Origin of the sequence: Nocardioides abyssi (assembly GCF_030412915.1) — a bacterium.
Taxonomy (GTDB): Bacteria; Actinomycetota; Actinomycetes; order Propionibacteriales; family Nocardioidaceae; genus Nocardioides; species Nocardioides abyssi.
Map to the genome: position 1 here is coordinate 88063 of NZ_JAUHJR010000001.1, position 16052 is coordinate 104114.

14 protein-coding genes and 1 tRNA gene are annotated in these 16052 nt (G+C 71.5%); 8 read left to right on the forward strand and 7 right to left on the reverse strand.

Annotated features, from left to right (window positions below):
* Positions 1-33: 33 nt before the first annotated feature.
* Positions 34-2121: a PhoX family protein gene (locus QWY29_RS00440; RefSeq protein ID WP_300958645.1), complete on the reverse strand. Its 2088-nt coding sequence runs from the start codon at positions 2119-2121 to the stop codon at positions 34-36.
* A gap of 284 nt (positions 2122-2405) precedes the next feature.
* On the reverse strand, positions 2406-3317 hold the full coding sequence (rarD, locus tag QWY29_RS00445; RefSeq protein WP_300958646.1) for an EamA family transporter RarD: 912 nt from the start codon (positions 3315-3317) through the stop codon (positions 2406-2408).
* Between the two features lie 90 nt (positions 3318-3407).
* Between rarD and QWY29_RS00450 the strand changes: the two genes are divergently transcribed.
* Positions 3408-3800, forward strand: coding sequence for a hypothetical protein (locus tag QWY29_RS00450; protein WP_300958647.1), 393 nt, complete (start codon positions 3408-3410; stop codon positions 3798-3800).
* Positions 3801-3908: 108 nt separating this feature from the next.
* On the opposite strand, the gene QWY29_RS00455 is transcribed toward QWY29_RS00450, so the two are convergent.
* Together QWY29_RS00455 and QWY29_RS00460 are read right to left on the reverse strand one after the other, a co-directional pair.
* Positions 3909-5027, reverse strand: coding sequence for a 2-oxoacid:ferredoxin oxidoreductase subunit beta (locus QWY29_RS00455; protein ID WP_300958649.1), 1119 nt, complete (start codon positions 5025-5027; stop codon positions 3909-3911).
* Positions 5027-7063 (reverse strand): 2-oxoacid:acceptor oxidoreductase subunit alpha, encoded by a 2037-nt coding sequence (locus QWY29_RS00460; protein WP_439117387.1) that lies wholly within the window; start codon positions 7061-7063, stop codon positions 5027-5029. Before QWY29_RS00460 ends, QWY29_RS00455 begins: the two co-directional genes overlap by 1 nt.
* A 236-nt stretch (positions 7064-7299) precedes the next feature.
* Here QWY29_RS00460 and QWY29_RS00465 point away from each other — a divergent pair, with 236 nt between their 5' ends.
* The 4 genes from QWY29_RS00465 to QWY29_RS00480 are packed head-to-tail and all read left to right on the forward strand — an operon-like array spanning position 7300 to position 11083.
* Positions 7300-8376, forward strand: a complete 1077-nt coding sequence (locus tag QWY29_RS00465; RefSeq protein ID WP_300958652.1) for a sulfate ABC transporter substrate-binding protein — start codon at positions 7300-7302, stop codon at positions 8374-8376.
* 28 nt (positions 8377-8404) lie between these two features.
* A complete protein-coding gene (gene cysT / locus QWY29_RS00470; RefSeq protein WP_300958654.1) occupies positions 8405-9244 on the forward strand; it encodes a sulfate ABC transporter permease subunit CysT in 840 nt (279 codons plus the stop codon).
* Entirely contained in the window at positions 9237-10082 is an 846-nt protein-coding gene (locus tag QWY29_RS00475) for a sulfate ABC transporter permease (RefSeq protein ID WP_300958655.1), read from the forward strand. Before cysT ends, QWY29_RS00475 begins: the two co-directional genes overlap by 8 nt.
* Positions 10079-11083, forward strand: a complete 1005-nt coding sequence (locus QWY29_RS00480; protein ID WP_300958657.1) for a sulfate/molybdate ABC transporter ATP-binding protein — start codon at positions 10079-10081, stop codon at positions 11081-11083. Before QWY29_RS00475 ends, QWY29_RS00480 begins: the two co-directional genes overlap by 4 nt.
* Positions 11084-11205: 122 nt before the next feature.
* On the opposite strand, the gene QWY29_RS00485 is transcribed toward QWY29_RS00480, so the two are convergent.
* The gene (locus tag QWY29_RS00485) at positions 11206-11697 is read right to left on the reverse strand and encodes a YajQ family cyclic di-GMP-binding protein (protein ID WP_300958658.1); all 492 of its coding nucleotides are present in this window, start codon (positions 11695-11697) and stop codon (positions 11206-11208) included.
* 96 nt (positions 11698-11793) lie between these two features.
* Here QWY29_RS00485 and QWY29_RS00490 point away from each other — a divergent pair.
* Positions 11794-11875 (forward strand) — tRNA-Tyr (locus QWY29_RS00490).
* An 85-nt stretch (positions 11876-11960) separates the two neighbouring features.
* Here QWY29_RS00490 and QWY29_RS00495 read toward each other — a convergent pair.
* Positions 11961-12995, reverse strand: a complete 1035-nt coding sequence (locus QWY29_RS00495) for an LLM class flavin-dependent oxidoreductase (protein WP_300958659.1) — start codon at positions 12993-12995, stop codon at positions 11961-11963.
* 118 nt (positions 12996-13113) lie between these two features.
* Here QWY29_RS00495 and QWY29_RS00500 point away from each other — a divergent pair, with 118 nt between their 5' ends.
* Positions 13114-14211, forward strand: coding sequence for an SDR family oxidoreductase (locus tag QWY29_RS00500; RefSeq protein WP_300958661.1), 1098 nt, complete (start codon positions 13114-13116; stop codon positions 14209-14211).
* A gap of 95 nt (positions 14212-14306) precedes the next feature.
* Positions 14307-15023, forward strand: coding sequence for a hypothetical protein (locus QWY29_RS00505; protein WP_300958662.1), 717 nt, complete (start codon positions 14307-14309; stop codon positions 15021-15023).
* 31 nt (positions 15024-15054) lie between these two features.
* On the opposite strand, the gene QWY29_RS00510 is transcribed toward QWY29_RS00505, so the two are convergent.
* Complete coding sequence (locus QWY29_RS00510) at positions 15055-16047, reverse strand: metallophosphoesterase (protein WP_300958664.1); 993 nt, start codon at positions 16045-16047, stop codon at positions 15055-15057.
* Positions 16048-16052 lie beyond the last annotated feature (5 nt).

A 16052-nucleotide genomic window follows, 5' to 3' on the forward strand; every position in this document is an offset into this window, starting at 1 on the left:
AAACCCGGTGAGCCCGGCCGGGACCGGCCCGGCTCAGGCGTGCCGGTAGACGACCGCGACCGAGGGACGCGGGAAGTCGTCGGTGTGCGGCCAGGTGCTCGCCGGCGACTCGAAGGTCGCGCCGTCGACCTCGCCGGGGTGCTGCACGGCGACGAAGAGCGACCGGTCCCGGTCGGCGAGCAGCGGTCCGCAGGCCTCGGCGCCGCGGGGGACGGTGAGGAACTGCTGGACCCGCCCGCGCTCGGGGCCGGCGGTGGGCACGCGGAAGACGCCGTCGTTGGAGCCGAGCGCGTTGCCGTCGGTGGAGATCCACAGGTTGCCCTCGGAGTCGAAGGCGACGTTGTCCGGGCAGCTGATCGGGCTGACCTCGGCCTTGTCGTAGCCCGCGAAGTACGTCTCCTGCGCGGCCGGGTCGCCGCAGACGAGCATCAGGTCCCAGGTGAACCGGTCGGCCGCGTGGTCACCGCGCGCCGGGGTCAGCTCGAGCACGTAGCCGTTGCGGTTGCCCGACTTCTGCTCCAGCGGTGCCCCGAGCGCGGGGCGGGTCATCGACGAGCCGATCGGGTTGGCCTCGTCGACGGGCAGCGCGTCCGACCCGCGGTTGGAGTTGTTGGTCAGCGCGACGTACACCTTGCCGTTCACCGGGTTCGGCTCGACGTCCTCCGGGCGGTCCATCCGGGTCGGGGCCACCCGGTCGGCGGCCAGGCGGGTGTCGATGAGCACGTCGGCGACGCTCATGCCCTCGACGTACGACGTGGTGTCGCTCGTGAGGCGGATCCACTCGCCGGTGCCGTCGTGGCGGCCGTCCGCGGTGCCGTCGCCGGTGAGCCGGGCGACGTACAGCGTGCCCCGCGTCAGCAGCGTCATGTTGTGGCGGCGGGCCGCGGCCCCGTTGCCGGACCGCACCCTGTCGCGCGAGACGAACTTGTAGAGGTAGTCGCCGCGCTCGTCGTCGCCCAGGTACGCCACCGCGCGGCCGTCCTCCGCCAGCGCGACGTTGGCGCCCTCGTGCTTGAACCGACCCAGCATCGAGTGCTTGCGCGGCGTCGACCGCGGGTCGCTGGGGTCCAGCTCGACGACCCAGCCGAAGCGGAACGGCTCGTGCGGCTCGGTGGTCAGGTCGAAGCGTGGGTCGATCGAGGACCAACCGCGGCCGTCGCCGGTGAACCCCATGCGCCGGTAGGAGTCGGCGTAGCGGGCGTCGAGGTCGCCGGACGCGTCGAAGTACTGGTTGACGTTCTCCTCGCCCGACAGCACCGTCCCCCACGGGGTCGTGCCGCCGGCGCAGTTGTTGAGCGTGCCCATGACCCGGCGGCCGGTCGGGTCGGCCGTGGTCCGCAGCCGCGGGTCGCCGGCGGCGGGGCCCGTCATCGTGAACGCGGTGCGGGCGCTGACCCGGCGGTTGCGGCGGGCGCGGGTGTGGTCGGCGCGCAGCCAGGACCCGGGCGTGCGGCCGCGGACGATCTCCACCACGGACATGCCGTGGGCGAGGACCTCGATCTCCTTCTGGGTGTCCTCGTCGTAGAGGTCGGTCGGGAACATCAGGTTCGGGTCGGTGTACTCGTGGTTGACCACGAGCAGCGCCCGGTCCCTGCGTCCGCGCAGCGGCAGCACCCCGACGTAGTCGCAGTTGTAGCCGAACTGCTTCGCCGCCGCGTCCGGGGTCTGCCGGCGCACGTCGAAGCGCGGCGCGCCCTTCTCCACCGGGTCGCCCCACCGGACGACGACGTCGCTGCGGAAGCCCTCGGGGCTGACCAGCGCGTCGCGACGGTTGGGCGGCACCGGCCGGAACGCAGTCCGCCCCAGGTCCGCCGCCACCGCTGCCCGCGCCACACCGACCCCCGCGCCGGGTGCGGCCGCCGCAGGGGCTGACGCCAGCCCCGCCAGCACGAGCGCCCCGCCCCCGACGGCCGCCCCCTGCAGCACCGACCGCCGCGCCACGGCCTTCGCGACCTCGTCCCGGACGTGGCCGTGGTCGGTGGTGTTGGGCAACGGCTGGTCGCAGGCGTCGCCGCACCGGAACCGGCAGGTCAGCCTGCTGCGGGAGCCGTGCGGCCCCTGCGGCACGAGCAGGGGGAGCGCGGGCCGGTCGGTGCGCGGAGCGCGGGGGAGGGTCGTCATGGCGCGGACGCTAGGGACGGCCGGTGGAGCCCCGGGGAGGTCACGGGGAGCGAGCGGTGACCAGCAGGTGAACGCCTCGAGACCCGCGCTGGTTGAGCCGGGAGGCGCCCCAGCGCCGACCGTGTCGAAACCCGGTGAGGGGCGCAGGGCCGCGACCACGGTCACGGGGTCTCGTCGACGCTCGCCGGGGCTCGCTGCTCGACCAGCGGGGGCCGCGGGTTTCGAGACGGTTGCTGCGCAACCTCCTCAACCAGCGGTTGAGGCCAGCGGTGGCGAAGCCCGGCTCAGGCGGCGGTGCTGGTGGTGGCGAGGAGCCGCAGCTGGCGGCGACGGTGGTTGTTGGCCTCGACGGTGAAGATGACGAGCGCGACCCAGACCAGCGCGAAGCCGGCCCAGCGGGCGGGCGGCATCTCCTCGTGGAACCACAGCACGCCGAGGGCGAACTGCAGGACCGGGGTGAGGTACTGCAGGAGGCCGAGGGTGACGAGCGGGATCCGCGTCGCGGCGGCGCCGAAGGCGATCAGTGGGATGGCGGTCACGATCCCGCTGCTCATCAGCAGCAGGGTGTGGCCCCAGCCGTGCTGCCCGAAGCCGGAGGCGCCGGTGGCGACCAGCACGGCGACGTACACCGCGGCGAGGGGCGCGACGACGGCGGTCTCGACCGCGAGGCTCTCCACCGCGCCGACGTTCGCGGTCTTCTTGGTCAGCCCGTAGCCGGCGAAGGAGAACGCGAGCACGAGCGCGACCCACGGCGGGTGGCCGTAGTCGACGGTCAGCACGACGACCGCGGTGCCGGCGACGCCGACCGCGGCCCACTGCGCGGGCCGGAGCCGTTCGCCGAGCACGAGCACGCCCAGCAGCACGGTGACGAGCGGGTTGATGAAGTAGCCGAGGGAGGACTCCACGACGCGGCCGTTGTTGACGCCGTAGATGTAGGTGCCCCAGTTGACGCTGATCGTCAGCGCCGCCGCGGTGAGCAGCAGCATCGTGCGCGGCGAGCGGAGCAGCGCGCGCAGGTGCGGCACCCGGCCGAGCACCACCACGAGCAGCCCCATGGTGACCGCCGACCACAGGATCCGGTGGGCGAGCACCTCGACCGCTCCCGCCGGCTCGAGCAGCGGGAAGTAGAGCGGGAAGCCGCCCCAGATGGTGTACGCGGCGAGGCCGAGCAGGAGGCCGCGGCGCGTGTCCGACACCAGGGAAGGATACGGCCGGGGGTTTGTCCCACGGCCGGTGGGGGCAGATGACCGGGCACGTCATCGAACCCCTGCGGAGGAAACATCCCCATGCGCATGCACCGCCTCGTCGCCAGCCTGATCGCCCTGGTCGTCCTGGCCGCCACCCCCCTGGCCCTCGCGACGCCGGCGACCGCGGCCGACAAGGTCAAGCGGGAGATCAGCGTCCAGGGCATCGAGCCCAAGCCCAACAAGTTCTTCATCAAGGGCGGTGTCGAGACCGGCACCTACCCGAAGTCGAAGCTCGTGATGATGCGCAAGCCCGGCGGCACGAAGAAGTGGAAGCAGTTCTCCACCTTCAAGACCGACGGCAAGAGCAAGTTCCGCGTCCGCGTCTACGGCCCGGCCCGCGGCCAGAAGAAGGTCTGCTACAAGGTCAAGGCTCCCTCGAGCAAGAAGTACAAGACCTCGTTCTCGCGCAGCCTCTGCATCGTGCGCCTCTGACTCTCCGAGCCGCTGAGGCGCTGCCGCTCCTCGGCGGCACGGAACGACGAAGGGTCCCCGCTCTCGGGCGGGGACCCTTCGTCGTTCGTGCGTGCTGGCGGGTGCCGGTCAGACGACCGTCCAGGTGTCGCCGGAGCTGATGAGCGCGGCGAGCCGGTCCGAGGCCTCGCCGGGGGCGTCCTGGCGGGCGCTGTCGACCTGGGCGCGGGTCTGGTCGTCGTACGTCGGGCGCTCGACGGCGCGGAAGATGCCGATCGGCGCCTGGTGCAGGTAGTCGGCCGCGGTCAGGCGGCTGATCGCGAACGCCGTGGACGGGTCCGGGTCGTGCGCGTCGTGCACGAGGACCGCCGACTCCTCGACGTCGGCGGCGAGCGCGACCTCGATCGAGCCGGTCCGCGGGTTGCGGACGACGACCTTCGAGCCGCGGCCGTCCTCGCCGGGCGCGCCGAAGCGGACCTGCTCGCCGTGGACGAGCGGGATGATCGCGTCGGCCTTGCCGTCCTTGTAGTCGCCCTGGCCCTTGATGGCGTCGAAGGCGCCGTCGTTGAAGATCGGGCAGTTCTGGTAGATCTCCACCAGCGACGTGCCGCGGTGGGCGGCGGCCGCGGACAGCACCGAGGTGAGGTGCTTGCGGTCGGAGTCGATGGTGCGGGCGACGAACGACGCCTCGGCGCCGAGCGCGAGCGAGACCGGGTTGAACGGGTGGTCGACCGACCCCATCGGGGTGGACTTGGTGACCTTGCCCGGCTCGGAGGTGGGGGAGTACTGCCCCTTCGTCAGGCCGTAGATCCGGTTGTTGAACAGCAGGATCGTCATGTTGACGTTGCGGCGCAGCGCGTGGATCAGGTGGTTGCCGCCGATGGAGAGCGCGTCGCCGTCACCGGTGACGACCCAGACCGAGAGGTCCTCGCGGGCGGTGGCGATGCCGGTCGCGATCGACGGCGCGCGGCCGTGGATCGAGTGCATGCCGTAGGTGTCGAGGTAGTAGGGGAAGCGGCTGGAGCAGCCGATGCCCGAGACGAAGACGATGTTCTCCCGCCGCAGCCCCAGGTCGGGCAGGAAGCCCTGGACCGCCTTGAGCACGGCGTAGTCGCCGCAGCCGGGGCACCAGCGCACCTCCTGGTCGGAGGAGAAGTCCTTGCCGGTCTGTGCCTGGTCGGTGGTGGGGACCAGCTCCGTGCCCGAGCGCAGGCCCGGGGTGGGCAGGTCAGAGGACAGGGCGGTCATCAGGAGATCTCCTCCGCGCTCGTGGTGGACAGGTCGACGTCGATCCCCTCCGCGTCGGCGACCAGGTTGCCGATCGCCTCGGCGAGCTCGGCCGCCTTGAGCGGCAGGCCGCGGACGTGGTTGTAGCCGATGGCGTCGACGAGGTACTTCGCGCGCAGCAGCATCGAGAGCTGGCCGAGGTTCATCTCGGGGACGAGGACCTTGTCGTAGCGGCGGAGGATCTCGCCGAGGTCCTTCGGGAACGGGTTCAGGTGGCGCAGGTGGAGCTGCGCGACGTCGTAGCCGGCGCGGCGCACGCGGCGTACGCCGGCGCCGATCGGGCCGTAGGTCGAGCCCCAGCCCAGGACGAGCACCTTGGCGCGGCCGGAGGGGTCGTCGACGACCAGCGGCGGCAGGGACTCCGCGATCCGGTCGACCTTGGCCTGGCGGGTGCGGACCATGAAGTCGTGGTTGCCGGGGTCGTAGGAGATGTTGCCGTGGCCCTCGCCCTTCTCCAGCCCGCCGATGCGGTGCTCGAGGCCGGGGGTGCCGGGGACCGCCCACGGCCGGGCCAGGGTCTCCTCGTCACGCAGGTAGGGCCAGAAGTCCTTCTCCTCGGCCTGCACCGTGCCGTCCTCGAGCACCAACTCGTGCTTGAGGACGTGGTTGGCCTCGGTGGCGAACTTCGGGTCGATCACCGGGAGGTCGGCGGTCTCCGGGACCCGCCACGGCTCGGAGCCGTTGGCGAGGTAGCCGTCGGAGAGCAGCATCACCGGCGTGCGGTAGGTGATCGCGATCCGGGCCGCCTCGATCGCGGCGTCGAAGCAGTCGCCCGGCGACTGCGGCGCGACGATCGGGACCGGCGCCTCGCCGTTGCGGCCGAACATCGCCTGGAGCAGGTCGGCCTGCTCGGTCTTGGTGGGCAGGCCGGTGGAGGGGCCGCCGCGCTGCACGTCGACGACGACGAGCGGCAGCTCGGTCATCACCGCCAGGCCGATGGCCTCGGATTTCAGCGCGACGCCGGGTCCGGAGGTGGTCGTCACGCCGAGGTGGCCGGCGAAGGAGGCGCCGATGGCGGAGCCGACGCCGGCGATCTCGTCCTCGGCCTGGAAGGTCGTGACGCCGAACGCCTTGTGCTTGCTCAGCTCGTGGAGGATGTCGGAGGCCGGGGTGATCGGGTAGGACCCGAGGAAGACCGGCAGGCCGGACTGCACGCCGGCCGCGACCAGGCCGTAGGAGAGGGCGAGGTTGCCGGAGATGTTGCGGTAGGTGCCCGGCGAGACCGGGGCCGGCTTGATCTCGTAGGAGACCGCGAACGTCTCGGTGGTCTCGCCGAAGTTCCACCCGGCCTTGAACGCCGCGAGGTTGGCGTCGCGGATCGCGGGCACCTTGGCGAAGCGCTTGGTGAGGAACGCCGTCGTCGACTCGGTCGGGCGGCCGTACATCCACGACAGCAGGCCGAGGGCGAACATGTTCTTGGCCCGGGCGGCGTCCTTGCGGGACAGGCCGAACTCCTTGACCGCCTCGACGGTCATCCCGGTGAGGTCGACCGCGTGCACGGCGAACTCGCCGAGCTCGGAGCCTGCGTCGCCGAGGAAGTCGAGCGGATTGGCGTCGTACCCGGCCTTGGTCAGGTTGCGCGCGGAGAAGTCGTGGGTGTCGACGATGATCGTGGCGCCCTTGGGCAGGTCGCCGATGTTGGCCTTGAGGGCCGCGGGGTTCATCGCGACGAGCACGTCGGGCGCGTCGCCCGCGGTGAGGATGTCGTGGTCGGCGAAGTGCACCTGGAAGGACGAGACGCCCGGCAGCGTGCCCTGGGGGGCACGGATCTCGGCCGGGAAGTTCGGCAGGGTCACCAGGTCGTTGCCGAAGACGGCCGACTCCTGGGTGAACCGGTCCCCGGTCAGCTGCATGCCGTCACCGGAGTCACCGGCGAACCGGATGATCACGCGGTCGAGCTGCTTGACCTGCTTCTGTACCTGGCTGGACACCTCGCGCCCACTTCCCTTGCTTGCTGCGTCTTCCGGACGACACGGGTCCGATGGATGTCGATCGATCGTACGGCTCAACGAACAGAACTGAAACACGTTCCAGTTCTGGGGCAAGGACGACCCGACCTCTCCACGATAGAGACCGCGCGGGCGCATCCGAAGTCGTCTCCGTGGTTGGACCCGGCCCAGACCAGTGAGTCCCGACACACCGTCCCATCCACACTTTCTCAGTTAAGTGGCCTAATCTGCTCGGCATTAGTCATCAACCCGGGTTTCCGGGACGAGCGAGAGTCGAGACGGACATGAAGATCAAGGTTGCCGCGGCGGGCCTCGCCGCGGGGGTGCTGGCCTTGGGCCTGGCAGCGTGCGGCGGCGACGCCGAGGGTTCGGACAGCGAGACGATCAGCATCGTGGGCTTCGCGGTCCCCGAGGCCGCCAACAAGGCGATCGCCGAGGAGTTCACGCAGACCGACGCGGGCGAGGGCGTGAGGTTCAAGACGTCGTACGGCCCCTCCGGCGACCAGAGCCGCGCGGTGGCCGACGGGCTCGAGGCCGACTACGTCCACTTCTCCGTCGCGACGGACGTCGCCCGCCTCGTGGACGCCGACCTCGTCGACCCGTCCTGGAACCAGGGCGACAACAAGGGCATCGTCTCGACCTCCGTCGTGGTTCTCGGCGTCCGCGACGGCAACCCCAAGGACATCCAGGGCTGGGACGACCTCGTCAAGCCCGGCGTCGGCATCGTCACTGCCAACCCGGCGTCGTCCGGCGCCGCGCGCTGGAACGCGCTCGCCGCCTGGGGCCACGTGACCGAGAACGGTGGCTCCGAGGAGGAGGCGACCGCGTTCGTCGACAAGCTCTTCGCGAACGTCGTCTCGCTGACCAACTCCGGCCGCGACGCCACCACGAGCTTCCTGCAGGGCAACGGCGACGTGCTGCTGGCCTACGAGAACGAGGCGATCCTGGCCGCGCAGAACGGCGAGGGCTTCGAGTACGTCATCCCCGAGACCACCCTGCTCATCGAGAACGCCGGCGCGATCCTCAAGGACGCCGCCCCGGCCGCGCAGGACTGGCTCGACTTCGTGCTCAGCGAGGACGGCCAGCGCCAGTTCGCCCTCACCGGCTTCCGGCCGGTCAACACCGCCGAGCCCGGCACCGTCGACTGGGAGGCCGTCGGCCTCGAGCCCGGCGACATCGAGGGCGCCCCGGACAGCGAGGACCCCTTCCCGGCGGTCCCCAACCTGCTGACGCTGGACGGCAACTTCGGCGGCGGCGACTGGAGCGGCGTGGCCGACAAGCTCTTCGGCGACGGTCAGGACGGCAACCCGCTCGGCATCGTCACCGAGGCCATCGCCAAGTCCGGCAAGGCCAGCAGCTAGCAAGCGCGGGACGAGAGGACAGGGTGCAATGACTGTCGCGCTCGAGGGTCGGCCGGGACGTGCCCGGCCGACCCTGGTCAACCACAACCTCACCACGGCGTCCGGGATCGGTCTCGGCGTCTCCATGATCTGGTTCAGCCTGCTCGTGCTCATCCCCCTCACCGCCGTCCTCGTGACGGCGTCGTCGGGGGGCTGGGCGGAGTTCTGGCGCAGCATCACCAACGAGCAGACCCGTGCTGCCATCCGGCTCACCGTCATGGCCGCGGCGTCGGTCACGCTCGTCAACATCGTCGCCGGCACCGCCATCGCCTGGGTGCTGGTCCGCGACCGGTTCCCGGGCAAGGGCCTGCTCGAGCTCGTCATCGACATCCCGTTCGCGCTGCCCACGATCGTCGCCGGCCTGGTGCTGGTCTCGCTCTACGGCAACGACAGCCCGCTGGGGCTGCACCTGGCCAACACCAGCGGCTCGGTCTACCTGGCGTTCCTCTTCGTCACGCTGCCGTTCGTCGTGCGGATGGTGCAGCCGGTGCTCGAGGAGCTCGACATGGAGGTCGAGGAGGCCGCGGCGTCCCTGGGTGCCGGTCGGGCCACGATCTTCCGCCGGGTCGTGCTGCCCAGCCTGGCCCCGGCCATCGCGGCCGGCGCGGCGCTGTCCTTCGCCCGGGCGATGGGGGAGTACGGCTCGCTCGTGCTGCTGTCGGGCAACCTGCCCTTCGAGTCCGAGGTGACCTCGGTGCGCATCCTCAGCGCGATCGAGAACGACAACCAGGCCGCGGCCGCGTCCATCGCGGCGGTGCTGCTGGTGATCTCGCTGCTGGTGATCGTGGCCCTCGACATCCTCCAGCGACGGGTGGCCCGCCGTGGCTGAGACACGACGCGCCTCTGCCGGCCCGACGACGTACGTCCTGCGCGTGCTGGTGATCGCCTACCTGGCGCTGCTCGTCGCGTGGCCGGTCGTCCTCGTGGGCACCAACGCCTTCGCCAACGGCACCCAGGCCATGGTCGACGTCCTCGCCGACCCCGACACCGTCCACGCGCTGCAGCTCTCCGCGATCGCGGCCGTCGTTGCCACCGTCATCAACACGGTCTTCGGCGTGACGATCTCGATGCTGCTCGTGCGCAAGGAGTTCCCCGGCAAGCGTGTGCTGAGCGCGCTCATCGACCTGCCGCTGTCGGTCTCGCCGATCGTCGTCGGCCTCGCGCTGATGCTGGTGTACGGCGGTCGCAACGGCTGGCTCGGCCCGACGGTCGAGGACTGGGGCCTGCAGGTCGTCTTCGCGACGCCGGGCATCGTCCTGGCCACGGCGTTCGTGTCCCTGCCCCTCGTGATCCGCGAGGTCGTGCCCGTGCTGCACGAGCTCGGCACCGAGCAGGAGCAGGCCGCGCAGAGCCTCGGGGCCAGCGGCTGGCAGACCTTCTGGCGGATCACCCTGCCGAGCATCAAGTGGGCCGTCATCTACGGCGTCGTGCTGACGCTGGCCCGTTCCCTGGGCGAGTTCGGCGCGGTCAAGGTCGTCTCGGGCAACGTCCTGGGCGAGACCAGGACCGCGACCCTGGCGGTCGAGGAGAGGTACCTCAACTTCGACCAGGAGGGGGCCTACGCGCTCGCGTTCCTCCTCGCCAGCGTCTCCGTCCTCGCCATCCTCGTGGTCTTCGTGCTGCGCGCACGCGGGACCCGTCACCGAGCCTTCGAGAGGCAGTCATGAGCATCGACGTGTCCGGCGTCAACAAGCGCTACGGCGAGTTCGTCGCCCTCCAGGACATCAACCTCACCCTCCCCACCGGCCAGCTCACCGCGCTGCTCGGGCCCAGCGGCGGCGGCAAGACCACGCTGCTGCGGATCATCGCCGGCCTCGAGACCGCCGACTCCGGCTCGGTCGTCATCGAGGGGGTGGAGGCCACCCGGCTGCCGGTGCAGAAGCGCAACGTCGGCTTCGTCTTCCAGCACTACGCGGCGTTCAAGCACCTCTCGGTCGCCCGCAACGTCGCCTTCGGCCTGGAGATCCGCAAGAAGCCCAAGGACGAGATCAGGGCCAAGGTCGACGAGCTGCTCCGGCTCGTGCACCTCGACGCGTTCGCCGACCGGCTGCCCTCCCAGCTCTCCGGCGGGCAGCGCCAGCGGATGGCGCTCGCCCGGGCGCTGGCGATCGAGCCGAGCGTGCTGCTGCTCGACGAGCCCTTCGGCGCGCTCGACGCCAAGGTCCGCAAGGAGCTGCGCGACTGGCTGCGCCGCCTCCACGACGAGGTGCACGTGACCACCGTCTTCGTCACCCACGACCAGGAGGAGGCGCTCGAGGTCGCCGACGAGATCGTCGTCGTGAACGAGGGGCGCGTGGAGCAGGTCGGTAGCCCCGACCAGCTCTACGACGCGCCGGCCAACGAGTTCGTCATGGGCTTCCTCGGCGAGGTCACCGTGCTCGGCGGCGTGCGGCTGCGGCCCCACGACGTCGAGATGACCACGGCCCCGGTGCCCGGCGCGCTGGAGGGCCGGGTCGTGCGCGCGCTGCGCGTGGGCTTCGAGGTGCGGGTGACGGTCGACGTCGCCGGCCAGGACGCCCCGGTCACCGTCGTGATGACCCGCACCCATGCCCGCTCGCTCGGCCTCGAGCCCGGGACCGCCGTCTGGCTGGCCCCCGCCGAGGGCGCGACCGCCGTCGCGAGCGCCACCCCCGCAGCCCGACCCGCCCCGGAGGCGGTCGCGGGCTGACCCCGGACCGGGCGTCCGCCCGAGCCGTGCACCCGGCTCGGGCGGACGTCCACCTGTCGTCGTGCCGCTGTCGTGCGGCCGGCGTACCGCTGTCGTGCGGCCGGCGTATGGCGGCGTACGGCTCAGCGGTAGTTGGTGAACTGCACCGCGAAGTCGTAGTCCTGCTGCTTGACCAGCGCGATGACCTGCTGGAGGTCGTCGCGCTTCTTGGACGAGACGCGCAGCTCGTCGCCCTGGATCTGCGCCTTGACGCCCTTGGGGCCCTCGTCGCGGATGAGCTTGGAGATCTTCTTGGCGTCCTCGGAGGTGATGCCCTCCTTGAGGTTCACCGTGATCTTCGAGACCTGGCCGGACTGGCGAGGCTCGGAGGCGTCGAGCACCTTGAGCGAGACGTCGCGCTTGACCAGCTTGCCCTTGAGCACGTCGAGCACCGCGCTCGCGCGGTCGTCGGCGGACGCGCTGATCTCGATGACGTGCTCACCCGACCACTCGATGGTGGCGCCGGTGCCCTTGAAGTCGAACCGGGTCGCGATCTCCCGCGCGGTCTGTCCCAGCGCGTTGTCGACCTCCTGGCGGTCGATCTTGCTGACGATGTCGAACGACGAGTCGGCCATCTGTCCCTCCCGGTGACGGTTTTTCGCTGCGGATGCTGCTGCGCTATTGTTTCGCCTCGTCGTCACCGTGGGCCAATCGCCCGTGGACGACAACCCGGCAGGTTGCCCGAGCGGCCAATGGGAGCGGACTGTAAATCCGTCGGCTTTGCCTTCGAAGGTTCGAATCCTTCACCTGCCACCGACGCCCCTGGCCCTGCGGCCCGGGGCGTCGAGTCATTTCTGCGCCTCCGTGCCGACCGGGCGGGCGGACGGGCAGGGGCGACTCAGGCCAGCAGCGGCCGCACCTCGGTCCCCAGGCGGTGGATCGAACCGAGGGTCTCCTCGTAGGAGGGGCCCTGCGGCAGGCGCGAGCGCAGGATCACCCAGTCGTCGTCCCCGAGGTCCATCTCGTCGCGGAAGCGCGCGATCGTCGCCGCGGCGTCCTGCGGGGCGCCGACCACCATGTACTGCTGGAGGTTCTCGAAGGTCACGTCGGCCATGGACCGGATCTCCTCCGACCAGCCGATCATCCCCCACTTCAGGTAGTAGGCGATCTCGTCGACCCACAGGTGGCCGAAGGTGTCGCGCGCGGCCTCGAAGGTGTCGGCGACGAAGCCGTCGAGCAGCTGCGCGACCACCGGCTTGCGGCCCGCCTTGCGCGCCTCGGAGCGGTAGAGGTCGACGATCCGACGGCGCTCGGGGAGCGGGTCGTAGAAGCCGAGCAGCACGAGCCCGTCGCCCTCCCGTGCCGCGCGGCGCACCGCGGTCTCGGTCGTGCCGGCGAACCACATCGGCGGGCCGCCCGGGCGGTAGGGGGCGGGGTTCACCAGCACGTCCTGCATCTGCCAGTGCTCCCCGTCCCAGTCGAAACGTTCGCCCTCCCAGGCCCGGCGCAGGAAGCGGACCGACTCGCGGAAGCGCCCCAGGCGCCGCTCGTAGGGCTCGCCGAAGTGCCGGAAGTACCCCTCGTGGTAGCCGGAGCCCACACCGAGGACCAGCCGCCCGCGGCTCGCGACGTCGACGAGCGCGGCCTGCTCGGCGAGGTGGGTCGGGTTGTAGTACGCCGGCTGCAGGACGCACGTGCCGAGCTGGATGCGGCTGGTGCGCATCGCCATCGCCATCAGGGCCATGAGCGGGTCCGGCCACATGGTCTCGGTGCGGGCGTGCCGCTCGGGCACGAACGCGCCGTCGAACCCAGCCTCCTCGGTGGCGACCGCCTCGGCAATCAGGTGCTCGGCGAACGCAGCCGCCCGCTCGCGGTCGGGCATCGGCTGGTCGTACGGCCCGCCATGGGTGTCCGGCATGTACCCAAACTTCATGACCCCTCCTCCGAACCGACCGAACGGTCGATTTGAACATTGACGCTAGCCAGGGCCTTGTGTGATCGCAACCACTTCTCCTACGGTCTGGACGACCGAGCGGTCGATAGGAGCAGGCATGAAGCGCATGGTGGTTGCCGGGGCGAGCGGCGTGGTCGGGTCGGCGCTCGTGGACGCGCTGGTCCGCAGCGGGGAGTGGTCGGTCGTGGCCCTGTCCCGGCGCCCACCGGAGCTGGAGGTCGAGCCCGATCCGGCCCGCTACCAGCACCTCGCGGTGGACCTGCGGGACCGCTCGGAGGTCGCCCGGGCCGTGGGCGGGCTCGGCGCGGTGTCCCACCTGGCCTACGCCGCGTTGTACGAGAAGCCCGGTCTCGTCGACGGCTGGACGGCAGCCGACCAGATGGCGGTCAACGACGAGATGTTCCGCAACCTGCTCGACCCGCTGGCAGGGTCCGGCTCGCTGGAGCACGTCACGGCGCTGCAGGGGACGAAGGCGTACGGCGCGCACCTGCACCCGATCCCCGTGCCGGCCCGTGAACGCGCGCCGCGCGACGACCACGCGAACTTCTACTTCCTGCAGGAGGACCACCTGCGCGAGTCCGCCGACCGGTCGGGGTTCGGCTGGACGGTCCTGCGCCCGCAGCTGATCTTCGGGGGCGCGATCGGGGCCGCGATGAACCTGGTGCCGGTGCTCGGTGCCTACGCGGCGATCTGCCGCGAGACGGGGCTGCCGTTCTCCTTCCCCGGCGGTGCGAGCTACGTCTGGGAGGCCGTGGACGCCCGGCTGTGCGCTGACGCCGCGGTCTGGGCGGCCGAGGCGCCGGCGGCGTCCGGGGAGATCTTCAACCTCACCAACGGCGACGTCTTCGAGTGGCGTCACCTGTGGCCGGCGATCGCGGACGCGGTCGGGCTCGAGCCGGGGCCCGACGAGCCCCGGACGATGGCGTCGTTCATGCCCGGCCACGCCGCGACGTGGGACCGCGTCGTGGACCGGCACGGCCTGCGGCGCCTGGGCCTGGCGGAGGTGATGGGCGAGTCCCACCACTACGCCGACCTCTGCTTCAACCTCGGCGACCTCGAGGAGGTGTTCCCCCGCTTCGTCTCGACGGTGAAGATCCGCCAGGCCGGTTTCGGGGGGTGCATCGACACCGAGGAGACCCTGCGGCACTGGCTCGACGTGCTGGCGCGCCGCCGGGTGCTGCCGCCCCCCGGCTGAGACGTCGACGCCGCGCGGGCAATCCGCAGCGCCCGCCGCTCCGAAGGCAGAGCACGCAGGCCGGTGTGGCCTGCCTCACGGAATGGTGCTCCCCCATGCGTCGACCCACCCCCTCGTTCTTCATCTCCGTCGCGGCCCTGGTCGTCGCGACCAGCGGCACGTCGTACGCCGCGATGACCATCGGCTCCGCGGACATCGAGGACAACTCGATCCGCAGCCAGGACGTCAAGGACGGCACGCTCAAGGCCAAGGACTTCCGCCCCGGCCAGCTGCCCGCCGGCGCCCAGGGCCCGGCCGGCCCCGCGGGTGCGGACGGTGCCGACGGCGCCGGTCGGTGGCTGCTCGTCGACGCGAGCGGCGCGATCGTGGCCCAGTCGGGCGGGTTCGAGATCGTGACGGCGTACCCCACCCTCGCCAACACCGCCCCCGCCGGCAGCCCGGACAACGCGCTGCGCGCCAACGGCAACGTCTACATCGACGCGGGGGAGGACCTCTCCGACAACGGCATCCTCGCCACCGTCGCCCTGCAGAACACCGTCGACCAGAACGGCGACGCCGTCACCAGCGACCGCGCCCCCGGCGCCGACGCCAACCCGGAGTTCTCCGGCGAGATCAACGCCAGCCTGTGCAGCTTCCCGGGCGCCACCGGCATCCCGACCAACTGCGCGCCGGCCGGGGCGCAGAACAACACCTCGTTCGTCGTCAGCCCTCGCAACAGCGACGGGTCGGTCACCACGACCACGTCCCGCAAGCGGTTCTACGTGGTGCTCACCGGCGACTCCTCGGACTACGCCGCCCCGACCGCGCCCTGATCGTCACGCGGGACACCGTCGGGGGGCCCGGCTACCAGCGGCCGAGCTCCTCGGCGAGCTCGCCGCGGTTGAAGGCGGAGTCCTTGCGGCTCAGCAGCTCGCGGCGCTCCTCCGCGCTCAGCGCCTCGAGCTGGGCGGTGACGGTCGGCAGCACGCCGCTGACCTCCGGCGCGTCGCCGAGCGGGACGACGGTCTGCACGACGCGGTCGTCGTAGACGTGGACCATCGTGATCGCCTGGTGGCCGTCGACGCCGGAGACGAAGCGCCCCAGCGGCGCCGGGTCGGAGGTGTAGCAGCTGGCGGAGGCCACCGAGACCGGGATGCCGGCGAAGGTGGAGTAGGTCGAGAAGTGGAAGTGGCCGCCGAGGATCGACCGGACGTCGGTCCCGGCGACCACCTCGGCGAGCCGGTGCTGGTCGGCGAGCTCGATGATCTCGGCCGCGCGCAGCATCGGCACCGGGATCGGTGGGTGGTGCAGGGCGAGCAGGGTCCCGTGCGGAGCGGGCTCGGCCAGGACGCCCGCCAGCCAGTGCAGCTGGTCGTCGGTGACCTCGCCGTGGTGGTAGCCGGGCACGCTGGTGTCGAGCGCGACCACGCGCAGCCCGCGGACGTCGTACGTCCGGTCCTGCGGGGCGTCGGACTCCTCGTCGAACAGCAGCCGGGAGTACGTCGAGCGCTCGTCGTGGTTGCCCATCACCCACACCACCTGCGCGCCGAGGTCGGCGGCGACGGGCTCGACGACCTCGCGGAGCCGGACGTACGCCGACGGCTCGGCCTCGTCGGCGAGGTCGCCGGTGAAGACCAGCGCGTCCGGGGCGTGCGGGAGTCGACGCAACCGCTCCAGGGCGGTCCGCAGGCCGGCCTCCGGGTCGACCGCGTCGTACTGCAGCGCGCCGTCTGCGAGCAGGTGCGGGTCGCTGAGGTGGGCGATCGTGTGGGTGGGCGCCGGGTGCTGGCCCAGGGGGACGTGGGGGGTCACGGGCCGGATCACGGGCCGGGTCACGGGCTGGTCGGGGGGAACCACGGGGA

Coding starts and splice junctions, on each gene's coding strand:
- QWY29_RS00440 (WP_300958645.1), bottom strand. CDS start 2,121: ATGACGACCCTCCCCCGCGCTCCGCGCACCGACCGGCCCGCGCTCCCC.
- QWY29_RS00450 (WP_300958647.1), top strand. CDS start 3,408: ATGCGCATGCACCGCCTCGTCGCCAGCCTGATCGCCCTGGTCGTCCTG.
- QWY29_RS00455 (WP_300958649.1), bottom strand. CDS start 5,027: ATGACCGCCCTGTCCTCTGACCTGCCCACCCCGGGCCTGCGCTCGGGC.
- QWY29_RS00465 (WP_300958652.1), top strand. CDS start 7,300: ATGAAGATCAAGGTTGCCGCGGCGGGCCTCGCCGCGGGGGTGCTGGCC.
- cysT (WP_300958654.1), top strand. CDS start 8,405: ATGACTGTCGCGCTCGAGGGTCGGCCGGGACGTGCCCGGCCGACCCTG.
- QWY29_RS00480 (WP_300958657.1), top strand. CDS start 10,079: ATGAGCATCGACGTGTCCGGCGTCAACAAGCGCTACGGCGAGTTCGTC.
- QWY29_RS00485 (WP_300958658.1), bottom strand. CDS start 11,697: ATGGCCGACTCGTCGTTCGACATCGTCAGCAAGATCGACCGCCAGGAG.
- QWY29_RS00495 (WP_300958659.1), bottom strand. CDS start 12,995: ATGAAGTTTGGGTACATGCCGGACACCCATGGCGGGCCGTACGACCAG.
- QWY29_RS00500 (WP_300958661.1), top strand. CDS start 13,114: ATGAAGCGCATGGTGGTTGCCGGGGCGAGCGGCGTGGTCGGGTCGGCG.
- QWY29_RS00505 (WP_300958662.1), top strand. CDS start 14,307: ATGCGTCGACCCACCCCCTCGTTCTTCATCTCCGTCGCGGCCCTGGTC.